A 25794-nucleotide genomic window follows, 5' to 3' on the forward strand; every position below is an offset into this window, starting at 1 on the left:
ACGGGGAAGGCGGCCTGTTCCCGCGGGTAGGCGCGGTCCCAGTCCGAGGACACGACGGCGGCTGCCGTGTGCGGTGCCCGGCGCAGCGGCGAGTCGGCAACGGTGAAGTCGCCGTTGGCGACCTGGTCGATTTCCTTGCGGATGGTGATCATCGCTTCGATGAACCGGTCGATCTCGGCCAGGTCCTCGGACTCGGTGGGTTCCACCATCAGCGTCCCGGCCACGGGGAAGGACAGGGTGGGGGCATGGAAACCGAAGTCGATCAGCCGCTTGGCCACATCCTCGGCCGTGACCCCGGTCTTCGCGGTCAGGTCGCGCAGGTCCAGGATGCACTCGTGCGCCACCAGCCCGCCTTCACCGGTGTAGAGCACCGGGAAGTACTCGTTCAGCCGGGACGCCACATAGTTCGCCGCCAGCAGCGCGGACTTGGTGGCCTCGGTCAGGCCGTGGCCGCCCATCAGCTTCACGTAGGCCCAGGAGATGGGGAGGACCCCGGCGGAGCCGAAGCGTGACGCGGAAATTGCTACGCCATGACCCTCTTCGTGGGCTGCCTTGGTGGCGTCCCCGGGCATGAAGGGTGCCAGGTGGGCTTTGGCTGCGACGGGTCCGACGCCGGGTCCGCCGCCGCCGTGCGGGATGCAGAAGGTCTTGTGCAGGTTCAAGTGGGACACGTCGCCGCCGAACTTGCCCGGCTGCGCCAAACCGACCAGGGCGTTGAGGTTCGCGCCGTCGATGTAGACCTGTCCGCCGGCGGCGTGGACCGCGTCGCAGACCTCGCGGACGTCCCCGTCGTACACGCCGTGGGTGGACGGGTAGGTAATCATGATCGCCGACAGGACGTCCTTGTGGGCGTCGATCTTCGCGTACAGGTCCGCGTGGTCGATGGTGCCGTCGGGTGCGGTGGCCACCACCACGACCTTCATGCCCGCGAGCACCGCGGACGCGGCGTTGGTACCATGCGCCGAGGCAGGGATCAGGCAGACATTGCGCTGGCCCTCGCCGCGGGAACGGTGGTAGCCCCGGATCGCCAGCAGGCCGGCGAGCTCGCCCTGGGACCCGGCGTTGGGCTGGATGGACACCTGGTCATAGCCGGTGATCTCGGCCAGGTCCGCTTCCAGGCCTGCGATCAGTTCACGCCAGCCCTCAGTCTGCGAATCCGGGGCGAACGGGTGGATCGAAGCGAACTCCGGCCAGGAAATGGCCTCCATCTCGGCCGTGGCGTTCAGCTTCATGGTGCACGAGCCCAACGGAATCATGGTCCGGTCCAGCGCAAGGTCACGGTCAGAGAGCTTGCGGATGTAGCGCAGCAGCTGGGTTTCGGACCGGTGGGTGTTGAACACCGGATGCTGCAGGAAATCCGAGGTCCGCTCAACCGCGGGGTCCAGTGCGAATGACCCCGTTGATCCCACTGCCTCCCCGCCGAAGACGGAGACGACGCCGGCGACGGTCGCCGTCGTGGTGGTTTCGTCCACGGAGATGCCCACGGTGTCGGCGTCGATGCCGCGGAGGTTGATGCCCTTCTCCTCGGCAGCTGCAACGATGCCCGCCGCGTTGCCGGGTACGCGGACAGTGACGGTGTCGAAGAAGGAGGTGTGCAGGACATCGAGTCCCGCGGCTTTCAGTGAAGCTGCCAGCGTGCGGGCATGGCGGTTGGCGGTCTGGGCAATCGCTTTCAGGCCCTCGGGGCCGTGGTAGACGGCGTACATGGACGCGACGATCGCCAGCAGTGCCTGCGCGGTGCAGATGTTGGAGGTCGCCTTCTCGCGGCGGATGTGCTGCTCGCGGGTCTGCAGCGCCAGGCGGTAGGCGGGGACACCGGCGTCGTCCTTGGACACGCCGACCAGGCGGCCGGGCATGGAACGCTCCAAGCCTTTTTGGACGGCGATGTAGGCCGCGTGCGGGCCGCCGAAGAACAGCGGGACACCAAAACGTTGGGCGGAGCCAACAGCGATATCCGCACCCTGCTCGCCCGGAGGCGTAATCAGGGTCAGGGCGAGCAGGTCGGCAGCAACGGTGACCAGCGCGCCGCGTTCCTTCGTCTCGGCGATCACGCCGGACTGGTCCCACACCCGGCCGGACACGCCGGGCTGCTGGAGGACAATGCCGTTGATGGCACCGTCCGGCAGGCCTGCGGATAGATCGGCGACCTCCACGTCGAAGCCCAGCGCCTCGGCACGGCCCTTGACGATGGCGATGGTCTGCGGCATGCAGTCGGCGTCGAGGACGGTCTTGCCATCTTTGGCGTCCTTGTTCTTGTTGGCCCGGCGCATCAGCAGGACGGCCTCGGCCACCGCCGTGGCTTCATCGAGCAGCGAGGCGTTGGCAATGGGCAGCCCCACCAGGTCCTGGACCATGGTCTGGAAGTTCAGCAGCGCTTCAAGCCGGCCCTGCGAAATCTCAGGCTGGTATGGGGTATACGCGGTGTACCAGGCCGGGGACTCCAGGATATTGCGGCGGATCACCGGCGGCGTCAGGGTGTCGTAATAGCCTTGGCCGATCATCTGGACCGCGGTCTTGTTCTTCGCCGCAAGCTTGCGCAGTTCTGCGAGCGCTTCAACCTCGCTCAGCGCGGGCGACAGCGTCAGTGGGGTGTCCTGCCGGATGTCCTTGGGAACCGCCTTGTCCACGAGCGCATCCACGCTGTCATAGCCGACGGCCTTGAGCATGGTGTCAACGTCAGCCTGGCGGCGAGCGCCGATATGCCGATCAACAAAGGTGGCGGAAACCGGGGAAGCAGTCACAGGAACTCCATAATTCAGGCGGCGCAGGGTACGCCGCAGCGATTCGGGTTCCTCCCCGCTCTGTATTGGACCTGAGAGTTTCCGCGTTGCCAGCTTGCGCGTGGCCCCGCTTGCACCGTCGGTGAACACAACAGCCCAAGGCTCCCGCTCAACGGGTTACCCAGGCGGACTGCCTGCTGCTTTCCAGAGGTGCCTCGCCGCGGCGGTACATGGGCCTGTGAGATTCCTGGGGAGGGTTTGCTCCTACGGCGCCTGCTGTACTTTCGGCAGAACTCTCCCGCCGCAGATCAAAGGCTATTTATTTGGATTGTCGCGGGAAGCCGCTGGCGGCTCCCACAGCGCTTAATTGTCCTACGCCGCAGCGGCTGGGGCAAATGGCCGGCTACCGCCGCAGGCGCTCCAGGGCTGCCAGCAATTCGTCCACATCGGCGGCCGCTCCGTCCGGCGGTACCGGCCCCACAGACAGCATGGCGTTGAAGTAGAGCCCGTCCCCCATGTACAGCACTGCTTTGGCAAGCGCCGGGCCCACGTCGGCCGCGATCTCGTCGAGCCAGCGCTGCTGGATCGCTGCGAACCGGCGGCGCGTCTCCTCGTGCGCCACCTCCGCCAGGCGGGTTGCGGCGACGATCGCCCGGTCCAGCGGAGTGTCTGCCCAGACGGAAGACCGGATGAAGTAGGCCGCAGCCCCTTCCCCGGCAGCTGCCATGGCATCGGCGTCGGCTCCTGCCAGCCCGTCAAGCCGGTCCAGCAGCACCTGGATCAGGGCTTCCTTGTTGGGGAAGTGGTACAGAAGCCCGCCTTTGGACACTCCGGCCTTCGCCGCAACGGCATCCAGGGTTGCCGCGCGCTCACCCACCTCAATCAGGAGGGCTTCAAAGGCGTCAAGGACCGCTTCACGGGCTACGGGCTTTCGGGGCATGCGTCTAATCATGCCTTTTGCGGCGGCAGCCTCTCCAACCCGGTCGAGGATTCGTAACTGTACCGTCTGGACGGTATAGTTATTTCATGACAACTTCCGCTGCCACCACCAGGATCCCGACGGCCCCCGCCGGCGGCCCGACCCGGGCGCCGTGGCGCGACTGGCTCGCCCTGGGCGTACTGATGTTCCCGGTCCTGCTGGTTGCCGTGGACAACACCGCCCTCACCTTTGCCCTGCCCGCGATCGCCCGAGCCCTGGAACCCACCGGCGTCCAGCTCCTGTGGATCGTGGATGCCTACCCCCTGGTGCTCGCCGGCCTGCTGGTGTCCATGGGCAGCCTCGGCGACCGCATTGGCCGGCGGAAGCTGCTGGTCATCGGGAGTATCGGCTTTGCCGCCCTGTCCGCGGCCACGGCTTTCACCCCAAGCCCCGCCTGGCTGATCGCCGGCCGGGCGTCCCTTGGCTTCTTTGGCGCGATGCTGATGCCGTCTACGCTCTCCCTGATCCGCAACATCTTTCCGCAGCCCAGCCGCCGCAGGCTGGCGGTAGCCATCTGGGCAGCCGGGTTCTCCGGCGGGGCGGCCCTGGGACCGATTTTTGGCGGGTGGCTGGTGGAGCAGTTCTGGTGGGGCGCGGTGTTCCTGGTGGCCGTGCCGCTCATGCTGCCCCTCCTGGCCTTCGGCCCGGCCTTCATCCCGGAGTCGAAGGACCCCGCCCCCGGCCGCGTGGACGTGCCCAGCATCCTACTGTCCCTGCTGGTGATGGTCCCCCTGGTCTACGGCATCAAGGAACTGGCCACGGAAGGCGCCGGCCCGGCAGCCATCGCCGGTATCGCCTTCGGCCTGGCCATGGGTGCGGTCTTCGTGCGCCGGCAGCTGCGGCTGGCAAGTCCGCTGCTGGATATGTCCCTGTTCCGGAACAGGGTGTTCAGCATGGCCATTACGGCCAACGTCCTGGCCCTGTTTTCCTTCAACGGCTTCATCCTCTTCCTGGCGCAGCACCTGCAGCTGCTCGAGGGCATGTCCCCTTCGGCAGCGGGCATGGCAATGATCCCGGCCCTTGTGGCCACGGTGGTGGCCGGGCTGGCCGTGGTGCCGCTCGTGCGGCGCGTGCGGCCGGGGTTCGTGGTGGCCGCCGGGCTGGCCTTCAGCGCCACGGGCTACAGCGTGGTCACCTTCGGAAACCACGACGGCGGCCCCTCGCTTCTGCTGGCCGCCCTACTGGTCCTTGCCCTGGGCGTGGGTACGGCCGAGACAATCTCAAACGACCTGATCCTGGGGGCAGCGCCGCCGGAGAAGTCCGGTGCCGCCGCCGCCATTTCTGAGACCGGCTACGAAGTTGGTGCCCTCCTGGGCACTGCGGTGCTGGGCTCGATCCTGACCGCTTCCTACCAGCACAACCTCCGGCTGCCGGCCGCGTTGGCGGAGTCGGCACCCGAGGGCGCCATCCACAACGCGGGCGAAACCCTCGCCGGCGCCATGGATGTGGCTGCCGCCCTGCCGGCACCCCTGGCTGACGCCGTCCGGCATGCTGCGGCGGCAGCCTTCGATTCCGGCGTCCACGTCACCGCGGCAATCGGGCTGGTACTGATGGCTGGGGCGGCAGTCCTCGCCGCCGTCGTACTTCGCAAAGTCCCAACAGCCACATAAGGCGGCAGTGTCACGCCACAGCAAAAAGCGCCCGGCGCCGGAGTTGAACCTCCGACGCCGGGCGCTTGCTGCGTGCCTGCGTTCCGCGCCGGCGGGCTACTTGGAATCCGGGGCGGTCACGCTGGCCGTGGGCTTCATGGTTTCGGCGTTCACCATCCAGGCGAACTGCTCCAGTTTGAGGATGAACTCGTGCAGCAGGTCCGCGCTGGTGGGGTCTTCCTCGTCCACCTCGTCATGGACCTTGCGCATGGTGCCCACGGCCGCCTCGAGGGCGGCCACGATCCGTTCGATCGCATCCTTGGTGCTGATCAAGCCCTCGGGAAACGGCGCCAGGTTTGTGGACCCGGACACAGTGGAGCTGCGGCCGTCCGGAAGTGCATGCAGGGCGCGCATGCGCTCGGCCGTGTCATCGGCAAACTGCCGCGCGGCATCAACGATCTCATCAAGCTGCAGGTGGAGGTCCCGGAAGTTGGTGCCAACGATGTTCCAGTGCGCCTGCTTGCCCTGGATGTGCAGTTCAATCAGGTCAGTGAGCACGGCCTGCAGGTTGTTGGTCAGGGTCGGTGAAGCTTTCATCAGTCCTCCTCGAGTGGTCCAGTACTTGCGACGCTACCAGCCCCGCGAAAGGCCGAAAGGGCCCGGACAAGAATTTCTCAGTGAGCTTACTAACTGGAGTGGTGCCGGTCATAAACGAATGTGATTCATATTGCCCCTTGCGCTCCGGCCTTCCCGCCCCCATACTAAATGAACGTCATTCATATAGTGATCGTGATCATAGAGTCTTCAGAAAGTGGTGCCATGACAGAGACGCTCCGCACCAGTACGTCGTCAGCCGGCTCCGGCAACCAACCCTCGGGCAGCGGCGGAATCAGCGCCAAAGGACTGAAGAGCGGGCAGCTGGGCCTCCTCGCCGTCGTCGTCCTTGGTATTTCCACCATTGCCCCCGCCTACACCCTCACAAGCGCACTGGGCCCCACCGTCAATGAAGTCGGCCTCCAGCTGCCTGTCATCTTCCTGGTCGGGTTCATCCCCATGATCCTGGTCTCGCTCGCCTACCGGGAACTCAACGCCGATTCCCCGGACAGCGGTACCACCTTCACCTGGGTTACCAAGGCCTTCGGCCCCTGGGTGGGCTGGATGGGCGGCTGGGGCCTGCTCGCCGCCAACATCATCGTCCTGTCCAACCTCGCGGGCGTGGCCGTCGATTTCTTCTACCTTTTCCTGTCGCAGCTCACAGGTTCCGCCGAATTGGCGGACCTTGCCGACAACAAGGCGATCAACGTCCTGACCTGCTTCGTGTTCGTGGCCCTGGCCGTCTGGGTCAGCTACCGCGGCCTGCACGCCACCAAGCTGGTGCAGTACGGGCTGGTGGGTTTCCAGCTGCTGGTCCTTGGACTGTTCGTGGCCATGGCGTTCGCCAACTGGTCCGCTTCCGAAACGGCCATCCCCTTCAGCTGGGAGTGGTTCGACATCACCAAAGTCGAAACCTTCAGCCAGATAGCCGCCGGGATCTCACTGTCCATCTTCGTGTACTGGGGATGGGACGTCTGCCTGACGCTTAACGAGGAAACGGCCAACGGCAAGAAGACAGCAGGTGTGGCCGGTACGCTGACCGCCATCATTGTCCTTGCCATCTACCTCCTGGTCAGCATCGCCACCATGATGTTCGCCGGACTCGGCGATACGGGCAACGGGCTGAACAATGAGGACAACCACGAGAACATCTTCACAGCCCTCGCCTCCCCCATCATGGGCCCGTTCGCCATCCTGATGTCCCTTGCCGTGCTGTCCAGCTCAGCCGCCTCCCTGCAGTCCACCTTCATGTCCCCCGCGCGCAGCCTGCTGGCCATGGGGCACTACGGCGCCCTGCCGGAGCGGTTCGGCAAGGTCAGCAGGAAGTTCGCGACGCCGGGCTTCGCCACCGTCATTGCAGGCCTCGTTTCTGCCGGGTTCTACGCCGTCATGCATGTGGTCAGCGAGAACGTCCTCAACGACACCATCGTGTCGCTGGGCCTGATGATCTGCTTCTACTACGGCCTGACAGCGCTGGCCTGCGCCTGGTACTTCCGGCACAGCGTCTTCAGCAGCGCCCGCAACTTCATCCTGCGGCTGCTGTGCCCGGTGCTTGGCGGAGTGGGCCTGTTCGTGGTGTTCTTCCAGACCGCCGTGGACAGCCTCGCGCCCGAGTTCGGCAGCGGTTCGGAGGTCTTCGGCGTCGGCCTGGTCTTCATTCTGGGCGTCGGGATCCTGGCCTTGGGTGCGGTCTTCATGCTGGTGATGGCCAAGGTGCGGCCCGGCTTCTTCCGCGGCGAAACCCTGAAGCAGGACACCCCTGCCCTGGTGGTCCCCGAGTAGGAATTTGCAGTCCGCACGTAAAAGGTGCCGTGCCCCCGGATCCGGGGGCACGGCACCTTTTTGCCTTACGACGGCGGACGCGTCACCAGAAGTGCGCCACATCAACCACCAGGCGGGAGCCGGAACCAGGGCCGTCCAGGGTGAACACCCGGAACGGAAGGCGGGCACGGACGCCGAGGCCGATGTTGGTGTACCCCTCGTAGCTGCCGGCCCAGGCCACCTGGCGGAAGGTCTGGTAGTTGGCAACGTTCGAGAGTTCCGCCTGGTTGCCCGGGTTATACGTGGGCTGCCCGGTTTGCGGATCATAGGCGGGGGCATTCACCCTGACCTGCAGCCGGGCGCCGCCCCGGACAGGGACCGTGAAGCCGGAACCGTCCTGGACCACCTGCGGGACATAGCGCACGCTATAACCCGTTGCAGGGCCGTTGAGGTCCACCACCATCCGGTCGAAGCAGTAGTGCTGCCCGGTCCGGACATTGGTGACTGATGCTTTGCTGAACGTGTCGTCAGCTTTGGACAGGGACCCCCAGACCAGTCCGCAATACGAGGTGGTTGCCGAGGCGGGCCCCGGAACCAGGATTCCCAGGCCGACGGCCATAAGGATAGCCGTGAGCCAGATGGAGAGTTTTTTCATTGTGGAGCCACCCAAGGAAGGAGCGATTGGATAGCTCAAGACTAGGAGCCTCATGCATACGAAACGAGGCTTGTGGCCGCTTCGGCGCGCAACCGTTAGTCTGCCGCGGCCAGCATTAAGAGGCCATAAAAACGGCGCTCATTCCGGGCCTTTCTTGACCCTTCCGCTGCCGTTTCTGCATCATCCCGTTACCGGCGGTAACGGCCGCCGGACTGCTGCAGAACGGGGGTCAGCCTTCGCACTCGATGCAGTACTTCATGCCGTTCTTTTCCAGCGCCACCTGTGACCGGTGGCGGACCAGGAAGCACGATGAACAGGTGAATTCGTCCTGCTGCTCGGGAACAACAATGACGGTCAGTTCCTCGTTTGACAGGTCGGCGCCGGGCAGGTCGATACCTTCGGCGGTGTCGTTCTCATCGACGTCAATGACCGCGGTCTGCGCATTGCCGCCACGTGACGCCTGGAGGGCCTCGAGCGAGTCAGCCGGAGACTCTTCTTCCTGCTTGCGTGGAGCATCGTAATCGGTAGCCATAGCCTGTTCACTTTCGTTGCTGCGCAGCGCCATTTCCGGCACCTCAGTGAAGCAGTTTAGGGCATGATCGCGTCACCGGCGCAATAGTGTGTTCCATCGGACAATCACGCGGCGTCTGCCGCGGATTCCCCTGCAGGGCGCGCTCTTGGCCGACGTTTCCCGCCCGTCTCGCAGCCGTTAACCCGTGGCGGTTTGCCGGGCGCGGTCCTACGCTGAAAGCGCGCCCGGCCCCAGCAGCCGGAGCACACGTGAAGGAGAGGCACCATGGCAGCGAAGCTTAACCGGACGGCACTTGAGCAGGCGCGCAGGCTGATCAAGGAAGGAAGGGTCCAACGGGATATCCGGGATGACTGGAGCGAGCATGCCCCGTCCACGGACCAGGAAAACTCGTTCATCGACAAGCACGGCTTCAAGGACTTCGCAGCGTGGCACCTGGGCCGGGATGACGAAAAGACGGAGGGCACCAAGGGCAGCGTCAGCTTTCCTTACGGGGACTTCAGCAAGGTGCACCGGTGCGCGGTCATCTCGCTCGAGGGAAGGGCCGCCCAGTACGGCCACGACGACATCCCGGACGCGGCACGCAAGCTGCTTGAACTGATGGACGGGGACTGAGGCTGCGGCGGTTCGGTCCGGACTGCCTGCGGTCTACGGTTAGGGTGCTGCGGTCAGGTCCGACGCCGTGTCCGCCTGCGAGCGCTGCCGGCGGCTGAGCAGGATGAACGGCGCGGCCAGCAGCTGCACCACGCCGCTGACAGCCAGTGATGCCGGATAGCCGTAGAGGTCCGCACTCCGGCCGAGCAAGGGCTGCACCACCACGCCGCCGCTGGAGCCCATCAGGGAATCGAAGCTGAGGACGGTTGCGCGCTGCTTCGACGCAATCATGTCGTTCAGGTACGCCTGGCGCACCGGTGTGCCTGCCGCGCCCACCACTGCCCATAGGGCCAACAGGACCAGGGCCAACCAGAAAACCGTGGTGAACAGCAGCACCACCAGGATCAATGAGCTGACCACGTTGCTCACGATCAGCACGGTGGTGCGCCTGCGGACCCGCTTCCGGACGCGGGGCGCCATCCACCCGCCCAGGATGTCCGCTCCCGCCACGATGGCAGCCGCCAGCCCCGCAACGGCGTAGGCCCGGGGATCCCCGAACAGCTGGAGCAGGTAGGGCTGCAGGGCGTAGAACACATAAAAGCCAACGCCTTCGGTGAACGGGGCTGCCAGCATGATGTACCGCACCGGCGGATGCTTGAAACCGCCGTCGATCGAAGCTTTGAGGACCGATCGGGTTGCCCGCAGGGGGTGCGGCGACCGCTCCGGGGTAAAGCCGACGTCGTGCATGAGCAGGAACGCCACGGCAAACATGGCCACCAGGACGCCCACGCGGATCAGGAACGGCACCCCCAGGTCGGTGGCCTGGGCGATCACGCCGCCTGCCACGGAACCGCCCAGCATGGCCACCCCGGACACCATCTGCCCCCGCCCGAGCACCGCTTCCAGCCCGCCGTCGTAGCCGGAAAAATGCAGGGCGTCCACCAGCCAGGCTTCCACTGCGCCGGAAAAGAAGGTGAACCCGAGCCCCAGCAGCACGGAGACAACAGCCCACCACCCGAACGGGGCTGACCACTGCCAGAGCAGGTAGTACAGGAATGTGGACGAAGCCAGGGTGATGGTGCCGAGCAGGAATGACACCCGCCGGCCCCAGCTGTCCGCGACGACGCCCGTAGGCACCTCGAAGAGCACCATGCCGGCCGTGAAAAAGGCGTTGGCGGCAAAGGCTTCGAGGTTGCTGAGTCCGGCATCGAGCAGGAAGAGGGTGTTGATCCCCCAGATGAAGGATGTTGCAAGGGTGTTGCCTAGTGTCAGCGTCAGGTAGACCCGCTGGATCTTCCGTGCGGCCGCGTTCATCGGGGGAAAGGCTTAGGAGGGGCTGAAGCTGGCGGGCACAGGATCGTGCCGCAGGTAGCGACGGGTGAACCGGCCGGTTCCGGCGGTCAGGGCCCTGAGTTCGACGGCGTAGCGCAGCAGTTCCTGGTCCGGCACTTCGGCGCTGATTTCAGTCAGCCCGTCCCCGGTGGAGGTGGTTCCGGTCAGCTTTCCCCGCCGCCCGGACAGATCGCTCATGACGGAACCAACGTGCTCGTCCGAAACGGTGATACCCACGGATGACACCGGCTCCAGGAGCTGGATTCTTCCCGCTGCAGCAGCCTCCCTCAACGCCAGTGCGCCGGCGGCTTGGAAGGCGGCGTCGGAGGAGTCGACGCTGTGCGCCTTGCCGCCCACCAGCGTCACCCGTACGTCCACCACTGGGAAGCCTGCCGATACCCCCTTCTCCATCTGTGCGCGGACACCCTTCTCCACGGACGGGATAAAGGTCCCGGGGATCACCCCGCCAACCGTTTTGTCCAGGAACTCGAAGCCCCCGCCGCGGTCGAGCGGTTCCACCTCAATGTCGCAGACGGCATATTGCCCATGGCCGCCTGACTGCTTCACATGGCGGCCATGCCCGGCCGAGGGTGCCGCGAAGGTTTCCCGAAGCGGGGTCACCACGTCCACCGTATGCAGCTTCACGCCCTGCTCGCGAAGCCGGTCCAGCACCACCTCGGCGTGCGCTTCGCCCATCACCCACAGGACCAGCTGGTGTGTTTCGGCGTTCCGTTCCACCCGAAGGGTGGGGTCGCCGGCCGCGATCTTGCCCAGGCTTCGTGCCAGCGCATCCTCGTCGCTGCGGGAGTCCGGTTCCACCGCCACTGGAAGCAGCGGCTCGGGCATTTCCCAGGTTGCGAGGATCAGGGGCTTGTCCCGGGAGGAAATGGTGTCCCCCGTTTCAGCGCTTCCCAATTTGGCCAGCGCACACATGTCCCCGGCCACGCAGTACGGCACCGGCCGCAGGGTTGCCCCGAGCGGCGAGTAAATGTGGGTGACGCGCTCGTCGGTGTCATGGTCCTGGTGGCCGCGGTCCGCGAGCCCGTGTCCGCCAACATGCACCGGCGAGTCTTCACGCAACGTCCCGGAAAAGACCCGGACAAGGCAGATCCGTCCGAGGAACGGGTCGATGGATGTCCGGACCACCTCTGCGGCCAGCGGTCCGGCGGGGTCGCAGGCCAGCGACCCCTCCGGTTGTCCCGCCAGGTCGGTCACCCCCGGCAGGCCGCGCTCCGTGGGCGGCGGGAACGCGCGGACCAGCACTTCCAGCAGTTCTGCGGTGCCCAGGCCCGTCAGCGCCGACGCTGGAAGGACCGGAAAGAACGAACTCCGGGCAACAGCTGTTTCCAGGTCGTCGATCAAAACCCCGGTGTCGATGTCCTCACCGCCCAGGTAGCGGTCCATCAGGGTCTCATCCTCGCTCTCGGCGATGATCCCCTCGATCAGCTCGCCCCTGGCTGCCTCGACGCCTGCCAGTTCGCCCGCGTCCGCCTCACGGGAGCCTGGTATCTCCCCAGCCGAATAATCGGTGACGGTCCTGGACAAAAGCCCCAGGAGCCCGGTGACGTCCCCGCCCGTCCGGACCGGGACGTAGAGCGGAAGGACGCCCTCCCCGAACGCCTTCCGGCACTCGGCGAGGGCGCCGTCGTAATCAGCGCGCGGGTGGTCCGTCCGGGTAATCACGACGGCGCGTGGCAGCCTCGCCTGCTCACACTCCGCCCACAGGGCAGTGGTGGTGGCGTCGATCCCGTCGACGGCCGAAACGACGAAGAGGGCAGCATCCGCGGCACGCAGCCCCGCGCGCATCTCGCCGATGAAGTCCGGGTAGCCGGGAGTGTCCAGCAGGTTGACCTTGATGCCGTCCACCAGCAGGGGAACCAGCGAGAGCGTGACGGAGCGCTGCTGGTGGACAGCGGCAGGATCGAAATCACTGACCGTTGTTCCGTCGGCGATGGACCCTTTCCGCGTGATGACGCCGTTGGCGGCGAGCAGCGCTTCAATGAGCATCGTTTTGCCCGCGCCCGAATGGCCTACCAGTGCGATGTTGCGGATTCTGGCCGGCTCCTCGGCGGCAATTCCGGCAGACCCGTCCGAGCGGCGTGCTTCCGGGCCGGTCCGGCCGCCGGATGTCCTCGCTGTGTCCTTCGTGCCTTTGACCGACATGGGATCCTCCTGGCGTCTTTGCCCTGCAACCCGTCCTAACGTGTCCTCTGATTCGACACCCTGGGACGCGTTACGGCAAGAGTGCCAGCGCTCCGGAACCTGCGGTGTGCCATGTCACGGCAGGCGCGCAGAGAGGCTACTGCCTGGCTTTCCGGGTGGCTGCGTCATTGGCCTTCTGGAGTGCCTTGACCAGTTCGCCCTTGTCCATCTTTGAACGGCCCTTGACGTCCAGCTTCTTGGCGAGCTGGAGCAAGTGCTCCTTGGAAGCATTGGCATCCACTCCCCCGGCGGTGGGCTTGGAGGATTTGACGCCCTCCTCGGCCCGCTCGTCGGACGGGCCCTTCTTGCCCTTGGGTTCCCAGTGGTCCCCCACCTTCTCGTAGCTGTGCTTAAGGGATGCGTAGGCGGCGCGGGCGGCCCGGCTCTCATCGTTGCCGTAGGACTCCAACGCGGAATCGTAGGTCTTGGCGAACGTGTCCTGGGCTTTTTGCTCCGAGCGCTGCAGCGTTGACGGAAGTTCGTCCTTGCGTGCGTGATCGTTTTTCCCGGTCTTGGGCATGGCACCCGTCCTCCTTTTATCAGCAGGCTGATTATTTGAAGATGACACCAGCTTAAACCCGTCCGGGAGCTGCCCCCGAGTTTTCAGCGAACCTTTGCCACTCCTTCGCCAAGGCACTCGAAAGCCCTGGCGTGAACTGGGGCAAGGTCCTCCCATTCCAAAAACGAAGGCGGAACAATTCCGGCAAGAACAGTTTCCGGAAGTGAAGAAGCGGCCGGACCAGGGACTCCAGAACGTGTTACTGGATTTCGGAACCCCGCGAGGGATCCGCCCGGGCTGGATCCCAAACTCCTTGCTCTGATCCAGACGACGGCCGAGGTGGAGCTGCAGGCCGCTTGCGCTCGCAGGGTTTTCGGGAGCCGGGACCCGGCGCTGTGGCGGGTTTTTTTGGAGCCCCCTGTCGGATTCGAACCGACGACCCCCGCTTTACAAGAGCGGTGCTCTGGCCAACTGAGCTAAGGAGGCGTGCCCTCGCGGGCGGGCGCCGTGACGGCGCTAGATAAGGTTAGCCCAACTCCCGCCGGTGGTAAAAACGCCGGCGGCGAGGCAGGCCATACCTGAATGGGACAGCAAGGGGCCCGGTCCCGGAACAATTTGACGTTCCGGGACCCGGGCCCCTTGTGGCAACAGCCGGGCCGGTGCTAGGCCTTCGCGTCGATCGCGGCCTGGATGTCGGCATTCAGGTCGGTGGTGCCGTCCCACTGCTTGCCGTCAATGAAGATGGTGGGGGTGCCGGTGATGCCGGTGTTGGACGCCAGCTGCGTGGAGTACTTCACGTAGGGGCGGAAAGTCTTGTCGTCCACGCAGCTGTTGATGTCCGCTCCGATCTCGCTGGCGAGGGACTTGAGTTTGTCGTCCGAGAGGCCCGCTCCGCCTTCGGCAGGCTGGTTCGTGAACAGGACGTCGACGTATTCGGCGTACTTGTCCGGCGCCTGGTCAGCTACGCAGGCGGCGGCGTTGGCTGCGCGGGACGAGTAGTTGGTGCTGGACTGGCGGTCCAGGAAGCCCAGCGGCCGGTATTCAAGGGAGATCTTGCCTTCGTTGCGGAGCCCGGTGAGCGCGTCGTTGTAGGTGTCCTCGAAGCGCTTGCAGACGGGGCAGATGAAGTCGATGTAGGCCACGACCTTCACCGGCTGGCCTTCCTCGGCCTCAGCGCCCGGGGCAACCACCGGGTTGGGCAGGGCGTCGGGTTTGGCCGGAAGGTTGGCAATGTCCACCGTGGCCGAATCCGTGGCCTTCACCTCGGTGTTGGCCAGCAGCGTTACACCGCCGTTGACGTTGCCGTTGGCGGGCACCGGGCCCTGGTCCGCGATGGGCGTGTTCTGCCGGATGCTGGTGGTAGCCACCAGGGCCACGACCGCAAGGATGGCCACCACCGCCGCCACGATACCCCAGCCGATCAGCAGCTTGTTGCGCTTGTCCTTCTTGACCTGGGCTTCCCGGATCAAGCGCGCTTTCTCGCGCGCCTCCGCGGTTCGCTCAGCCTTGGACTTGCGTACTTCGTTTGCAGGGCTCATGTGTTCCTTGGGTCGATCGACGTAGGGGGTCCACTTCGTGGCACACCCCCATTTTAGGGGAGAAACCTGAGAGCTTGCCTCTTCAAGTATTTATCGGGCTTGACCAACGGACGAATAGCACCGATGATTCCCTCCCGTTAGGGTGGGGAAAGAGGCACAAGCAACCCCAGGGGGCCGCAATGCAAACACCCGTCCAGGAAAAACCCGCCGCTACAGCTGCAGCCGGCGCCGCCGGCAGCAGCCATGGCGGCGAGACGAAATACGACTTCATGGTGGTCTCCAACAGGCTGCCCGTCGACCGCTGCGCACCCGGCGAAAGCGGGGATGACGGCTCGGGCTGGCGCCGCTCGCCGGGCGGCCTCGTCACAGCGCTGGCCCCAATGATGACCAAGACCGACGGCGCATGGGTGGGCTGGCACGGAGCCCCGGACGAAACGGTAGAGCCTTTCAGCCACGGCGGCATGGACCTGGTGCCCGTCCAGCTCAGTACCGATGACGTGGAGCTGTACTACGAGGGGTTCTCCAACGCCACCCTCTGGCCGCTCTACCACGACGTCATCGCCCCGCCGGAATTCCACCGCACGTGGTGGGACACCTACCGGAAGGTCAACCAGAGGTTCGCTGACGCCGTCGCCCGCCACGCGGACAAGGGCGCCACGGTGTGGGTGCAGGACTACCAGCTGCAGCTGGTCCCCCGGATGCTGCGCCGGGCCCGGCCGGACCTGCGGATCGGGTTCTTCAACCACATCCCCTTCCCGCCACCGGAGATTTTCGCGCAGCTGCCCTGGCGGCACGCAATCATAGACGGCCTCCTCGGCGCCGACCTGGTGGGCTTCCAGCGGGTAAGCGACGCAGGGAATTTCATGCGCTCGGCACGGCGGTTCCTGGGTGCCAGCGTCAAGCAGCAACAGGTGCATGTCAAAGGCCAGGACGGCCAAATCACCCACATTGCCCGGGCACAGGCTTTTCCCATCTCCATTGACGTCCAGCAAATCAGCGAACTTGCCGCCCGGCCGGAGATCATCGAGCGGGCACGGCAGATCCGCCAGGACCTGGGAAATCCCAAGACCATCCTGCTCGGCGTGGACCGGCTGGACTACACCAAGGGCATCCGGCACCGGCTCAAGGCATTCGAGGAGCTCCTGTCCGACGGCAAGCTCAAGGTGGGCGACGCGACCCTGATCCAAGTGGCCTCCCCCAGCCGTGAGCGCGTGGAACAGTACCGCCTCCTGCGCGAAGAGGTGGAGGGCACGGTGGGGCACATCAACGGCACCTACGACACCATTGAAAACACCGCCGTCCGCTACTTGCACCACAGCTACCCGGTAGAGGAAATGGTGGCCCTGTACCTGGCCGCCGACGTCATGCTGGTCACCGCCTTGCGGGACGGCATGAACCTCGTGGCCAAGGAATATGTCACCGCCCGGACCAACAACGACGGCGCCCTGGTCCTCAGTGAATTTGCCGGTGCCGCCGACCAGCTCAAGCAGGCCCTGCTAATGAACCCGCACGATATCGACGGCCTCAAGAGCACCATCATGCGTGCCGTTGAACTGCCTCCCCGCGATGCTGCCAGGAGGATGCGCGCCATGCGGAAGCAGATTCTTGAACACGACGTGGATGCCTGGTCCGCCGATTTCCTCCGGGCCCTGAACGAAAAGGTGGTCCGCGATGACTCCTGACGGCCGCACCGGAACTTACCTGGCGCTGTCCCCGGAGCTCCGCCAGGCCGTCCGGCGCGTGGCCGGCACCGAACATCTGCTGGTGGCCATGGACTTCGACGGGACCATGGCGCCGATAGTGGCGCACGCCGATGACGCGCGCCCCCTGCCGTGCGCGGCCGCCGCCTTCGCTGGGCTCGCCGCGCTGCCGCGGACGACGACGGCCCTCATCTCAGGCCGGGCCCTTGCCAGCTTGCGCGCCGTCGCTTCGCCGCCGGTGGACTCACTACTCATCGGCAGCCACGGGGCGGAAGCCTGGCTGGGGCCCGGCTCCAGAGGGCTCACACTGGATGAACAGCAGACGGCACTGTTGGCCGAGGTCCGCGCCCTCCTCGCGGAAATTGTGGCCGAGGCTCCCGGAACCATGCTCGAGGACAAGCCGGCAGGCGTGGTGCTGCACACGCGCCAGGCGGCGGACGACGTCGCCGCGGACGCGGTAGCTGCCGCACGCTCATTGCTGCAGGACCGGAAGGGCGTGTTCCTGAAGGACGGCAAGCGGGTCCTGGAGACATCCGTCGTCAACGCCTCGAAAGGCGAAGGCGTCACATTCCTGAGGCAGGCAACAGGCGCCACGGCAGTCCTGTTCGCCGGGGATGACACCACTGACGAAGACGCGCTGGCACGGCTGGAGCCCGGCGATGTGGGCGTGAAAGTGGGCCTGGACTTCACCCAGGCGCAGTACCGCGTGGAGGCGCCGATGCACGTTGCGGAGCTGCTTGAGGCGCTGCTGCAGGAGCGGAGCCTGGCCGTCGCGGAAGAGGATCCGGACGGGGCGCCGGAGTAAAGGGTGTCCAAGGCGACATGTGACGTCCGTAACATTTGCAACAATAAACAACGCGTCTGACATACTCTTGCTTGTGATGTGGCGCACAGACACCGTGCGGCGTCACTCGGTGCACTGCGGCCAGTCCGCAGTCCACCTTGCAGCACAAAACTGAACAAACATGAACCATTCACAACGGATCGTCCGGCACGTACCTGCCGGTGAAGGGATTGATAACTGTGGCTACAGTTACTTTTGACAACGCTACGCGTCTGTACCCGGGCACAGATAAGCCCGCCGTCGATAAGCTCAACATCGACATCGCCGATGGCGAATTCCTGGTCCTCGTCGGACCCTCCGGTTGCGGTAAGTCCACCTCCCTGCGCATGCTCGCAGGCCTCGAGGACGTCAACGCCGGCCGCATCCTGATCGGTGACCGCGACGTCACCGATGTTCCGCCGAAGGACCGCGACATCGCGATGGTGTTCCAGAACTACGCGCTGTACCCGCACATGACTGTGGCCGACAACATGGGCTTCGCCCTCAAGATCGCCGGCGTCTCCAAGGAAGAGCGCGCCGAGCGCGTCCGCGAAGCAGCAAAGCTCCTCGACCTCGAGCAGTACCTGGACCGCAAGCCGAAGGCACTCTCCGGCGGCCAGCGCCAGCGTGTTGCCATGGGCCGCGCCATCGTGCGTAACCCGCAGGTCTTCCTCATGGACGAGCCGCTGTCCAACCTGGACGCCAAGCTGCGTGTCCAGACCCGTACGCAGATCGCGTCGCTGACCCGCCGCCTCGGCGTCACCACGGTCTACGTGACCCACGACCAGGTCGAGGCCATGACCATGGGTGACCGCGTGGCTGTGCTCAAGGACGGCCTGCTGCAGCAGGTTGACACCCCGCGCAACCTCTACGACCGTCCCAAGAACGTCTTCGTTGCCGGCTTCATCGGCTCCCCCGCCATGAACCTGCTGGAACTGCCCGTCGTGGACGGCGGTGTCCAGTTCGGCGGCACCGTCTACCCCGTGCCGCGCGACGTCCTGGAAGAGGCACACGGCTCCACCGTCACCCTCGGCAGCCGCCCCGAAGACCTGGAAACCGCTCCGCACGGCGAGGGCCTGAAGGTTGAGGTGGATGTCGTCGAAGAACTCGGCGCCGATGCCTACGTCTACGGCCACACCACGCTGGACGGCAAGGACCACGACATCGTGGCACGCGTCGACGGCCGCCGCCCTCCGATGAAGGGCGAATCCATCTACGTCCGTCCGCAGTCGGGCCACGTGCACCTGTTCGATACCAAGACCGGCCTGCGCCTCGGCGACTGATCCCGCTCTAACCGACGGCGGCCCTCCTTACGGATGGGCCGCCGTCGGCCTTTAACTGCGCCTGCCGGCAATTTAGCCGCCCACCGCCAAGTACGGAAGAATTGAACCATGACCGAGGAATACAGCGCCCAGTGGCACGACGAACCCACCGACTACGCGCAGATCGGAAAACTGCCGCGCTTCGTGGCCGCCAGTGCCGACGACGGGAAAGCCGCCTCGGTCTCCTCGCTCAATATCACCGCGGCTGCTGCCGATCCCGAACTGTTGGACCTGCCCTGGCACATTGCCCTGGAAGACTGGCCGGCCGAATACCTCGCTGCCCTCCCCCGCGGTATCTCCCGGCACATCGTCCGCTTCGCCCACCTCGGCGGCTCCGTCATCGCCATCAAGGAAACCTCGGAGCACGTGGCCCGGCACGAATACCACATGCTTCGCAAGCTGGCACGGCTCGACGTGCCCTGCGTGGAGCCGGTGGCGGTCATTACCGGCCGCGCAACCCCGGACGGCCGGCCACTTAACCCGGTCCTGGTCACCCGGCACCTCAAGTTCTCCATGCCGTACCGCGCGCTGTTCTCCCAGATGCTCCGCAAGGACACCCTGACGCGCCTCATCGACGCCCAGGCGCTGCTCTTGGTGCGGCTGCACCTGATCGGGTTCTACTGGGGCGACGTGTCCCTCTCCAACACCCTGTTCCGCCGCGACGCCGGCGCTTTTGCCGCCTACCTGGTGGACGCGGAAACCGGTGAGCTGTACCCGGACCTCTCCACCGGCCAGCGCGAATACGATCTTGAAATCGCACGGGTCAACATCGCCGGCGAACTCATGGACCTCCTGGACGGCGGACTGATCGAGGAAAAGGTGGACCCCGTGGCCACTAGTGAACTCATCATGGACAGCTACCGCCGCCTCTGGGCCGAGCTGACCGAGAAGGAGTCTTTCGAACTCGGCGAGCGCTGGCGCGTGGGTGCCCGCATCCGCCGCCTCAACGAACTCGGCTTCGACGTCGAGGAATATGCCATCAAGACCACCCAGAACGGCTCCACCATCCAGCTGCAGCCGAAGGTGGTGGACGCCGGGCACCACCAGCGGCGCCTGCTCCGCCTCACCGGCCTGGACGCGCAGGAGAACCAGGCGCGCCGCCTGCTCAACGACATGGACTCCTTCCGGGCTGACAACAACCCCGACATGGATGAGGAATACAGTGCGCACCTGTGGGTCAGCCAGGTTTTCGAGCCGATCGTCCGTTCCATCCCGCGTGACATGTCGGGCAAGCTGGAACAGGCGGAGGTGGTCCACGAGGTCCTGGAACACCGCTGGTACATGTCCGAGAAGCAGGAACGCCATATCCCCCTGGCCGAGGCGGTGCAGTCCTACATTGACTCCATCCTGCGCCACCGCCGGGATGAGGCAGCCATCATGCTGAACCCGGACACCGGGCTGCTGAAAATCCTCGAGGTGGAGACCGAGGAGTCCCGGTATGGCGACGAGGAGTCCATCGACGAATACCCGGACGCGGACGACTAAGGCAGGATCGCTTTACCCGGGTTCAGGATGCCCTCGGGGTCGAACAGTTCCTTGATCCTGCGCTGTAGCTGCTGCAGCGGCTCCGGCTGCTCCTGCCCCAGCCACCGCAGCTTGTACTGACCCACCCCGTGTTCGCCCGTGATGGTGCCGCCCATGTCGAGGGCGGCCGTAATGCTTTCGTCCAGGGCCCGCTGGAGCCGCTCCATCGCGCCGGGATCCACGCCGCTGCCGTCCCGCTCGATCCAGAAGGTGGGGTGCAGATTGCCGTCCCCGGCGTGGGCCACCACTTTGAGGTTCACGTTGTGGCGGACCGACATGGCCTCCAGCGCGCCGATGTAATCCACCAGGCGCGAACGCGGCACGGCCACGTCCTCCCCCACCCGGTACTCATCGTCAACCTCCGCGCCCCTGCTGTGCCGCCGGAGCTCCACCAGCCGTTCAGCCTCGGCGCTGGCTTCCGCGGTGACTACCGCACCACCGGACCGCAGAACAGTGCGCACCACCTCCGCCTCAGCACCGGCGCCGAACCCGTCCGTTTGGACCAGGAGCAGGGAGCCACCCCGTGCGGTGAGGTTCGACCCATGGACGTCGTCCAGCTGGGCCAACGTGCCGCCGTCGAGCAGTTCCATTATGGCGGGCTGGACCCGCGCCTTGCCTACCGCCAGGACGCCCGCGGCAGCCATCCGGAAGTCGGGATAGAAGGCTGCCACCGTGTGCACCTCGTGGGGCAGGTACTTCAGCCGCACGGTAATGCCGACCACAATGCCCAGCGTCCCTTCCGAGCCGACAAACAGTCCCGTCAGGTCATAGCCCGCCACGCCCTTGAACGTCTGGTGGCCGGTGTGGAGAAGGGAACCGTCCGCAAGCACTACGTCGAGGGCCAGCACCGAGTCCCTGGTGACCCCGTACTTTGCGCAGCGCAGCCCGCCCGCGTTCGTGGCCACGTTGCCGCCGATTGTGGACGTGCGGAAGCTCGCTGGGTCCGGTGCGTACATCAGGCCATGCACGGCAGCAGCCTCGTTGAGCACTGCGTTGATCACTCCGGGTTCCACGAGTGCCGTTTCGTCGTCCGGGTTTAGTGCAAGGATGTGGTCCATCCGCTCCAGTGACATGACAACGCAATTGCGCGTGGCGTGGGCGCCTCCGGACACTCCGGTCCCTGCTCCCCGGGCCACCACCGCCACACCCCTGGCCGCACAGGCGCGCACCACGGCCTGGACGTCCGCAACGGATTGCGGGAAAACGACGGCGAGTGGCAGGTGGAAGTCGATGATAGGCGCCTGGTCCACGGCGTACCGGCGGAGCGCGGCCTCTCTCACGTCAACCTGCCCAGGGGCGAGCATGCCCTCAAGTTCATCAAGCACGCTGCCCACAGGGCCTCCATCCGGCGCCGAATTTGTCTCCTCAGTCTAGGGGCACCCGCGCACGCACTCCGTAACGTATTCCTACATCGCTGCAAGCGTTTCCAGTAATGACCTGCAGCAATGCCCTCGTGGCGGACAGTATGCTGCCGTAAGATTCTGGAAGCGTTTTCATTTTTCCCTTCTCCTTGTCTAAGCTGTCAACCATGTCTGTCGAAACTGTGATCCCCAGCACTACACTCGATGCCGGCCCGCTGACACTCATCCACGCCGCGGACGCCCTCCCGGGCTGGTGGCGCTCAGCCGTGATCTATCAGGTGTACCCCCGGTCTTTCCGCGACTTCAACGGCGACGGCATAGGCGACCTTGCCGGCATCACCGAGGAACTTCCGCACCTGGCGGACCTCGGCGTGGACGCGGTCTGGCTGTCGCCTTTCTACCGCTCTCCGCAGCGCGATGCGGGCTACGATGTCAGTGACTACTGCGATGTGGACCCGATTTTCGGCACCCTTGGCGACTTCGACGTCATGATGGCCGAGTCCCACCGGCTGGGCCTGCGGGTTATCGTGGATCTGGTTCCCAACCACTGCTCCGACCAGCACCCCGCTTTCCAGGCTGCCCTGGCGGCGCCCGCCGGCAGCCCGGAGCGGGAGATGTTCATTTTCCGCGACGGCACCGGATCCGGCTGCCATGAGCCGCCCAACAACTGGCAGTCCCACTTCGGCGGGCCTGCCTGGACCCGGGTGGCCGGCCCGGACGGCCAGCCGGACCAGTGGTACCTTCACCTCTTCGATTCCTCCCAGCCCGACTTCAACTGGGACAACCCGGCCGTCCATGACGAGTTTGAACGCGTCCTCCGGTTCTGGCTTGACCGCGGCGTCTCCGGGTTCCGCGTGGACGTTGCCCACGCCCTGGTCAAGGCTCCCGGGCTTCCGGCCTGGGGCGGACGGGCGGACGGCGGGAGCAGCGACGGGTTCCCGGGCCATGAAGCACCGATGTTCGGGCAGCCGGCCCTGCATGACATCTACCGCCACTGGCGCCGGGTCCTGGACGAGTACGGGCCGGACCGCATCCTCTGCGCCGAGGCCAATGTTGATCCGCTGCCGCGGCTGGCGAACTGGGTACGGGAGGACCAGATGCACCAGGCCTTTAACTTCCCGTACCTGCATGCAGGGTTGGACGTCCACCGGCTGCGCGGGGTGATCACGGACTCGCTGGTGGCGCTGGACGCCGTTGGCGCCCCAAGCACTTGGGTCCTGTCCAACCACGACGTCGTCCGGCATGCCAGCCGCTTCGGCTACAACGGGCCGGGGCCTCGTGACGGGGACGGGATTGGCCCCGCTGATCCCCAGCCGGACACCGCACTAGGGCGCCGCCGGGCAGCTGCCGCTTCGCTGTTCATGCTGGGACTGCCGGGTGCGGCCTACCTGTACCAGGGTGAAGAGCTTGGGTTGCCCGACGGCGTCGACATCCCCGAGCACCAGCGGCAGGACCCCACTTTCGCGCGGACCGGCGGAGAGCGCCTGGGCCGTGACGGCTGCCGCGTTCCGCTCCCGTGGCGTGCCGCGGACAAGCACCTCGGCTTTGGTGCCGGAGACACCCCCTGGCTGCCGTTTCCGCCCTCGTTCCCGGCCTTGGCGCGCGACGTCCAGGCTGCTTCGCCGTCGTCGCACCTCGCGCTGTACCGGAACATCCTTCGGATCCGGAGGGACCTGGACCTGGGCCGGGGCTCGCTCGCTTGGGCAGAGGACTGGTGCACCGGTTCCTCACTCGGGTATGTCAACGGCACTACGCTGGTGCTTATGAACCTCAACCACGAGCCACTGGAATTGCCCGCCGGGCAGGTCATCGTCCGCAGCCTTCCCTCGGAGTCCGGTACGCACCTCGCCTCGGGCGAGACTGCCTGGATCCAGCTTGGACCCGGCGCCGCAGCAGATTGAGCATGGCGGGCATCAAGGAGGTAGCAGCCAAAGCGGGCCTGTCCGTGGCCACCGTGTCCCGGGCGTTGAGCGGGAAAGCCAACGTGTCGCCGCGTGCCCGCCGGCTTGCCCAGGAGGCTGCGCAGGAGCTGGGCTTTGTCCCGTCCTACCACGCTTCCAGCCTCGCTTCGGGGCGCAACCACAACATCGGGCTTGTGGTGCCGCATGTGCACCGGTGGTACTTCTCCTCGGTAGTAGAGGGAGTCTCGGAGACCCTGCTGGATGCCGGCTACGACCTCACGCTGTATAACGTTGGCGAGCAGCCTGAACGGCGCAGCAGCGTGCTCAACGACTTCCTGCTGCGGAAGCGCCTGGACGCCGTGATCGCGGTGGCATTGGTGCTGAGTGAAGAGGAGATCCGGCAGCTCTTGGCTGTCCACCGTCCGATCGTGGGGATCGGCGGAGCGCTGCCGGGCGCGTCCACCATCCGTATTGACGATGAGCGGCTGGCGCGGGAGGCCACCGACCACCTCATCCGGCTGGGCCACACCCGGATTGCGCACATGACGGGTGACGCGGAACTGGACCGGGACTTCAAGCTGCCGGGAATCCGCCGCGGCGGCTTCGAAAAGGCGATGGCGGCTGCGGGCCTGCCACTTCGCCGGGAATGGCAGGTACCGGCCGATTTCACCATCCACGGAGCCTATGCGGGCGCACGCCGCATGCTGGGGACGGCAGCGGAACGGCCTACTGCCGTGTTCGCGGCTTCTGACGAGATGGCTGTCGGCGTCATCCTCGCAGCACGTGACTTCGGCCTGCAGGTTCCGCACGATCTTTCCGTGGTGGGCATGGACGGGCATGAGCTTGGCGAGACGTTCGGGCTGACCACCATCAGCCAGGATCCGCGGGGGCAGGGTCAGCTGGCGGCACGAACGGCCCTCGACTTGCTGGGCGATGGCGGGCAGAAGTCCGACGGCGGTGCGGGACAAAGTGCCACCGACCACGAATATCCCACGGAGTTCATCATCCGGACGAGTACGGCGGTCCCGCCAGCACAGATTTCTACTCGGACGCTGTAGCTACTCCCCGTCAGCTTTGGGCTTGAGCTGCAGTTCCATCACCGGCTCCTTGGCAGCCGGATTCAGCGGGTAGGGCTTACGCCTTCCTGAGTCCCTGAAGCCATGGCGCAGGTAGAAGCGCTGGGCCCGCACATTGTCCTCATGCACTCCAAGCTCAGCAGGTCCGCCTGCAGTTCATCCTTGGCTGCTGCGATACAACGGCGCAGCATCACGTCTCCATCTTCCAGGCGACGGATTTCGGTCATTCAGCCCCCATGAACCGGGCATACCTTGCCAGGATCTCCGGCCAGGCGTCGGCGTATTCAGCACGGACTGCAGCGGGGTCCTCGGCGCCTTCCCACCCGTCATGGAATACACGGACTTCTGTTCCCTCATCCACAGCTTTGAATACCACGAGGAGTTCAGTGGACCACATGGCAGTGGTGCCGGGATGCCACGTGGCGTGGAAGGAAAACGGCGGCTGCCAGTCATCAAGCGTTCCCCAGATGCTCGTTCGGCCGTCGTCAGCAGTCTCAAGAATGAGGTTCTCTTCGAACTCGACATAGGAGTCAGCCCCGTAAACGCCATGGGCTTCCAGCGGCCACCACAAGTGTGTATGGTCCGTGAAGCCGGCGAAGGCATGGGCTATGGTCCCCGGCACCACGACTGTATGCACCACAGGCTCCAGCAGATCCGAGGCGGGCTGGCTGTCGTCTTCCCAGGGGTCCTGGCCATGGCTGAAGAGGCTGTTCATGGTGATCAACTCTACCGGGGTCTTTAAACCAACAGATGCTTCCGCCAACACCCCGTCACTTCCCCGGATGCCTTCAGGGAGTTTGGTTTGGTGGTTTGTGTGTTAAATGCGGGAGGCCCCAACCTGTGGTTGGGGCCTCGACCGTGATGTGTTGTCCGGCGGTGTCCTACTCTCCCACACCCTCCCGGGTGCAGTACCATCGGCGCTGTGGGTCTTAGCTTCCGGGTTCGGAATGGGACCGGGCGTTTCCCCCACGCTATGACCGCCGTAACCCTTCTACCCGCACCCTGGAAGGGGTGGGGAAATCTGTGGTTACAACATCCTGCCCCTGAGGGGCAGTGGTGGTGTTGTATTCAGTTATTGGTTGGTTCCGTGTAACC

General features: G+C 65.5%; 21 protein-coding genes, 1 tRNA gene, 1 rRNA gene and 1 riboswitch. Of the genes, 9 read left to right on the forward strand and 14 right to left on the reverse strand.

Annotated elements, in window-relative coordinates; genetic code table 11:
- The coding region (gene gcvP / locus AC5RTT_RS13470; protein ID WP_494145621.1) for an aminomethyl-transferring glycine dehydrogenase at positions 1-2741 on the reverse strand (2741 nt) is incomplete at its 3' end.
- 193 nt (positions 2742-2934) lie between these two features.
- A riboswitch (glycine riboswitch) is annotated at positions 2935-3031 on the reverse strand.
- Positions 3032-3123: 92 nt separating this feature from the next.
- Positions 3124-3660, reverse strand: coding sequence for a TetR/AcrR family transcriptional regulator (locus AC5RTT_RS13475; RefSeq protein ID WP_494145622.1), 537 nt, complete (start codon positions 3658-3660; stop codon positions 3124-3126).
- Positions 3661-3746: 86 nt separating this feature from the next.
- On the opposite strand from AC5RTT_RS13475, the gene AC5RTT_RS13480 reads away from it, so the two are divergent.
- Entirely contained in the window at positions 3747-5309 is a 1563-nt protein-coding gene (locus AC5RTT_RS13480) for an MFS transporter (protein WP_494145623.1), read from the forward strand.
- A gap of 96 nt (positions 5310-5405) precedes the next feature.
- Here the strand turns inward: AC5RTT_RS13480 and AC5RTT_RS13485 are convergent, their stop codons facing one another.
- On the reverse strand, positions 5406-5885 hold the full coding sequence (locus AC5RTT_RS13485) for a Dps family protein (RefSeq protein ID WP_494145624.1): 480 nt from the start codon (positions 5883-5885) through the stop codon (positions 5406-5408).
- 222 nt (positions 5886-6107) lie between these two features.
- Here AC5RTT_RS13485 and AC5RTT_RS13490 point away from each other — a divergent pair, with 222 nt between their 5' ends.
- Positions 6108-7664, forward strand: a complete 1557-nt coding sequence (locus AC5RTT_RS13490) for an APC family permease (protein WP_494145625.1) — start codon at positions 6108-6110, stop codon at positions 7662-7664.
- Between the two features lie 82 nt (positions 7665-7746).
- Here AC5RTT_RS13490 and AC5RTT_RS13495 read toward each other — a convergent pair whose 3' ends face one another.
- Together AC5RTT_RS13495 and AC5RTT_RS13500 are read right to left on the reverse strand one after the other, a co-directional pair.
- Positions 7747-8298, reverse strand: a complete 552-nt coding sequence (locus AC5RTT_RS13495; protein WP_494012233.1) for an AMIN-like domain-containing (lipo)protein — start codon at positions 8296-8298, stop codon at positions 7747-7749.
- Between the two features lie 229 nt (positions 8299-8527).
- Entirely contained in the window at positions 8528-8830 is a 303-nt protein-coding gene (locus AC5RTT_RS13500) for a DUF4193 domain-containing protein (RefSeq protein WP_494012238.1), read from the reverse strand.
- 264 nt (positions 8831-9094) lie between these two features.
- Between AC5RTT_RS13500 and AC5RTT_RS13505 the strand changes: the two genes are divergently transcribed.
- Entirely contained in the window at positions 9095-9442 is a 348-nt protein-coding gene (locus AC5RTT_RS13505) for a hypothetical protein (protein WP_494145626.1), read from the forward strand.
- Between the two features lie 39 nt (positions 9443-9481).
- Here the strand turns inward: AC5RTT_RS13505 and AC5RTT_RS13510 are convergent, their stop codons facing one another.
- The 5 genes from AC5RTT_RS13510 to AC5RTT_RS13530 all read right to left on the reverse strand — a co-directional run bounded on the left by AC5RTT_RS13510 (position 9482) and on the right by AC5RTT_RS13530 (position 14992).
- Positions 9482-10735, reverse strand: coding sequence for an MFS transporter (locus tag AC5RTT_RS13510; protein ID WP_494145627.1), 1254 nt, complete (start codon positions 10733-10735; stop codon positions 9482-9484).
- A gap of 12 nt (positions 10736-10747) precedes the next feature.
- Positions 10748-12916, reverse strand: a complete 2169-nt coding sequence (locus AC5RTT_RS13515; protein WP_494145628.1) for an elongation factor G-like protein EF-G2 — start codon at positions 12914-12916, stop codon at positions 10748-10750.
- A gap of 136 nt (positions 12917-13052) precedes the next feature.
- Positions 13053-13475 carry a ChaB family protein gene (locus AC5RTT_RS13520; protein ID WP_494145629.1) on the reverse strand — a complete coding sequence of 141 codons (423 nt, stop codon included), beginning with the start codon at positions 13473-13475 and terminating at the stop codon, positions 13053-13055.
- A gap of 388 nt (positions 13476-13863) precedes the next feature.
- Positions 13864-13940, reverse strand: a tRNA-Thr gene (locus AC5RTT_RS13525).
- Positions 13941-14116: 176 nt separating this feature from the next.
- Positions 14117-14992, reverse strand: a complete 876-nt coding sequence (locus AC5RTT_RS13530) for a DsbA family protein (protein ID WP_494145630.1) — start codon at positions 14990-14992, stop codon at positions 14117-14119.
- A gap of 179 nt (positions 14993-15171) precedes the next feature.
- On the opposite strand from AC5RTT_RS13530, the gene AC5RTT_RS13535 reads away from it, so the two are divergent.
- From AC5RTT_RS13535 to AC5RTT_RS13550, 4 genes are all read left to right on the forward strand, one after another.
- Positions 15172-16674 (forward strand): alpha,alpha-trehalose-phosphate synthase (UDP-forming), encoded by a 1503-nt coding sequence (locus AC5RTT_RS13535; RefSeq protein WP_494145631.1) that lies wholly within the window; start codon positions 15172-15174, stop codon positions 16672-16674.
- Positions 16664-17497, forward strand: a complete 834-nt coding sequence (gene otsB / locus AC5RTT_RS13540) for a trehalose-phosphatase (RefSeq protein WP_494145632.1) — start codon at positions 16664-16666, stop codon at positions 17495-17497. The genes AC5RTT_RS13535 and otsB overlap by 11 nt, the downstream gene beginning before the upstream one ends.
- 218 nt (positions 17498-17715) lie before the next feature.
- On the forward strand, positions 17716-18798 hold the full coding sequence (locus AC5RTT_RS13545; RefSeq protein ID WP_013599924.1) for an ABC transporter ATP-binding protein: 1083 nt from the start codon (positions 17716-17718) through the stop codon (positions 18796-18798).
- Between the two features lie 108 nt (positions 18799-18906).
- A complete protein-coding gene (locus tag AC5RTT_RS13550; protein WP_009359149.1) occupies positions 18907-20322 on the forward strand; it encodes a DUF4032 domain-containing protein in 1416 nt (471 codons plus the stop codon).
- Here AC5RTT_RS13550 and AC5RTT_RS13555 read toward each other — a convergent pair.
- Positions 20319-21695 (reverse strand): FAD-binding oxidoreductase, encoded by a 1377-nt coding sequence (locus AC5RTT_RS13555; protein ID WP_494145633.1) that lies wholly within the window; start codon positions 21693-21695, stop codon positions 20319-20321. The two genes, AC5RTT_RS13550 and AC5RTT_RS13555, sit on opposite strands and share 4 nt — an antisense overlap.
- Before the next feature lie 194 nt (positions 21696-21889).
- On the opposite strand from AC5RTT_RS13555, the gene AC5RTT_RS13560 reads away from it, so the two are divergent.
- Positions 21890-23623: a glycoside hydrolase family 13 protein gene (locus AC5RTT_RS13560; RefSeq protein ID WP_494145634.1), complete on the forward strand. Its 1734-nt coding sequence runs from the start codon at positions 21890-21892 to the stop codon at positions 23621-23623.
- A 2-nt stretch (positions 23624-23625) separates the two neighbouring features.
- On the forward strand, positions 23626-24681 hold the full coding sequence (locus AC5RTT_RS13565) for a LacI family DNA-binding transcriptional regulator (RefSeq protein WP_494145635.1): 1056 nt from the start codon (positions 23626-23628) through the stop codon (positions 24679-24681).
- On the opposite strand, the gene AC5RTT_RS13570 is transcribed toward AC5RTT_RS13565, so the two are convergent.
- The 3 genes from AC5RTT_RS13570 to rrf all read right to left on the reverse strand — a co-directional run bounded on the left by AC5RTT_RS13570 (position 24682) and on the right by rrf (position 25684).
- The gene (locus AC5RTT_RS13570; RefSeq protein WP_494145636.1) at positions 24682-24828 is read right to left on the reverse strand and encodes an N-acetyltransferase; all 147 of its coding nucleotides are present in this window, start codon (positions 24826-24828) and stop codon (positions 24682-24684) included.
- Between the two features lie 94 nt (positions 24829-24922).
- Positions 24923-25414 (reverse strand): SRPBCC family protein, encoded by a 492-nt coding sequence (locus AC5RTT_RS13575; protein ID WP_494145637.1) that lies wholly within the window; start codon positions 25412-25414, stop codon positions 24923-24925.
- 153 nt (positions 25415-25567) lie between these two features.
- A 5S ribosomal RNA gene (gene rrf / locus AC5RTT_RS13580) occupies positions 25568-25684 on the reverse strand.
- Positions 25685-25794 lie beyond the last annotated feature (110 nt).

The sequence above is a fragment of the Arthrobacter sp. Y3221157 genome (genome assembly GCF_059089865.1).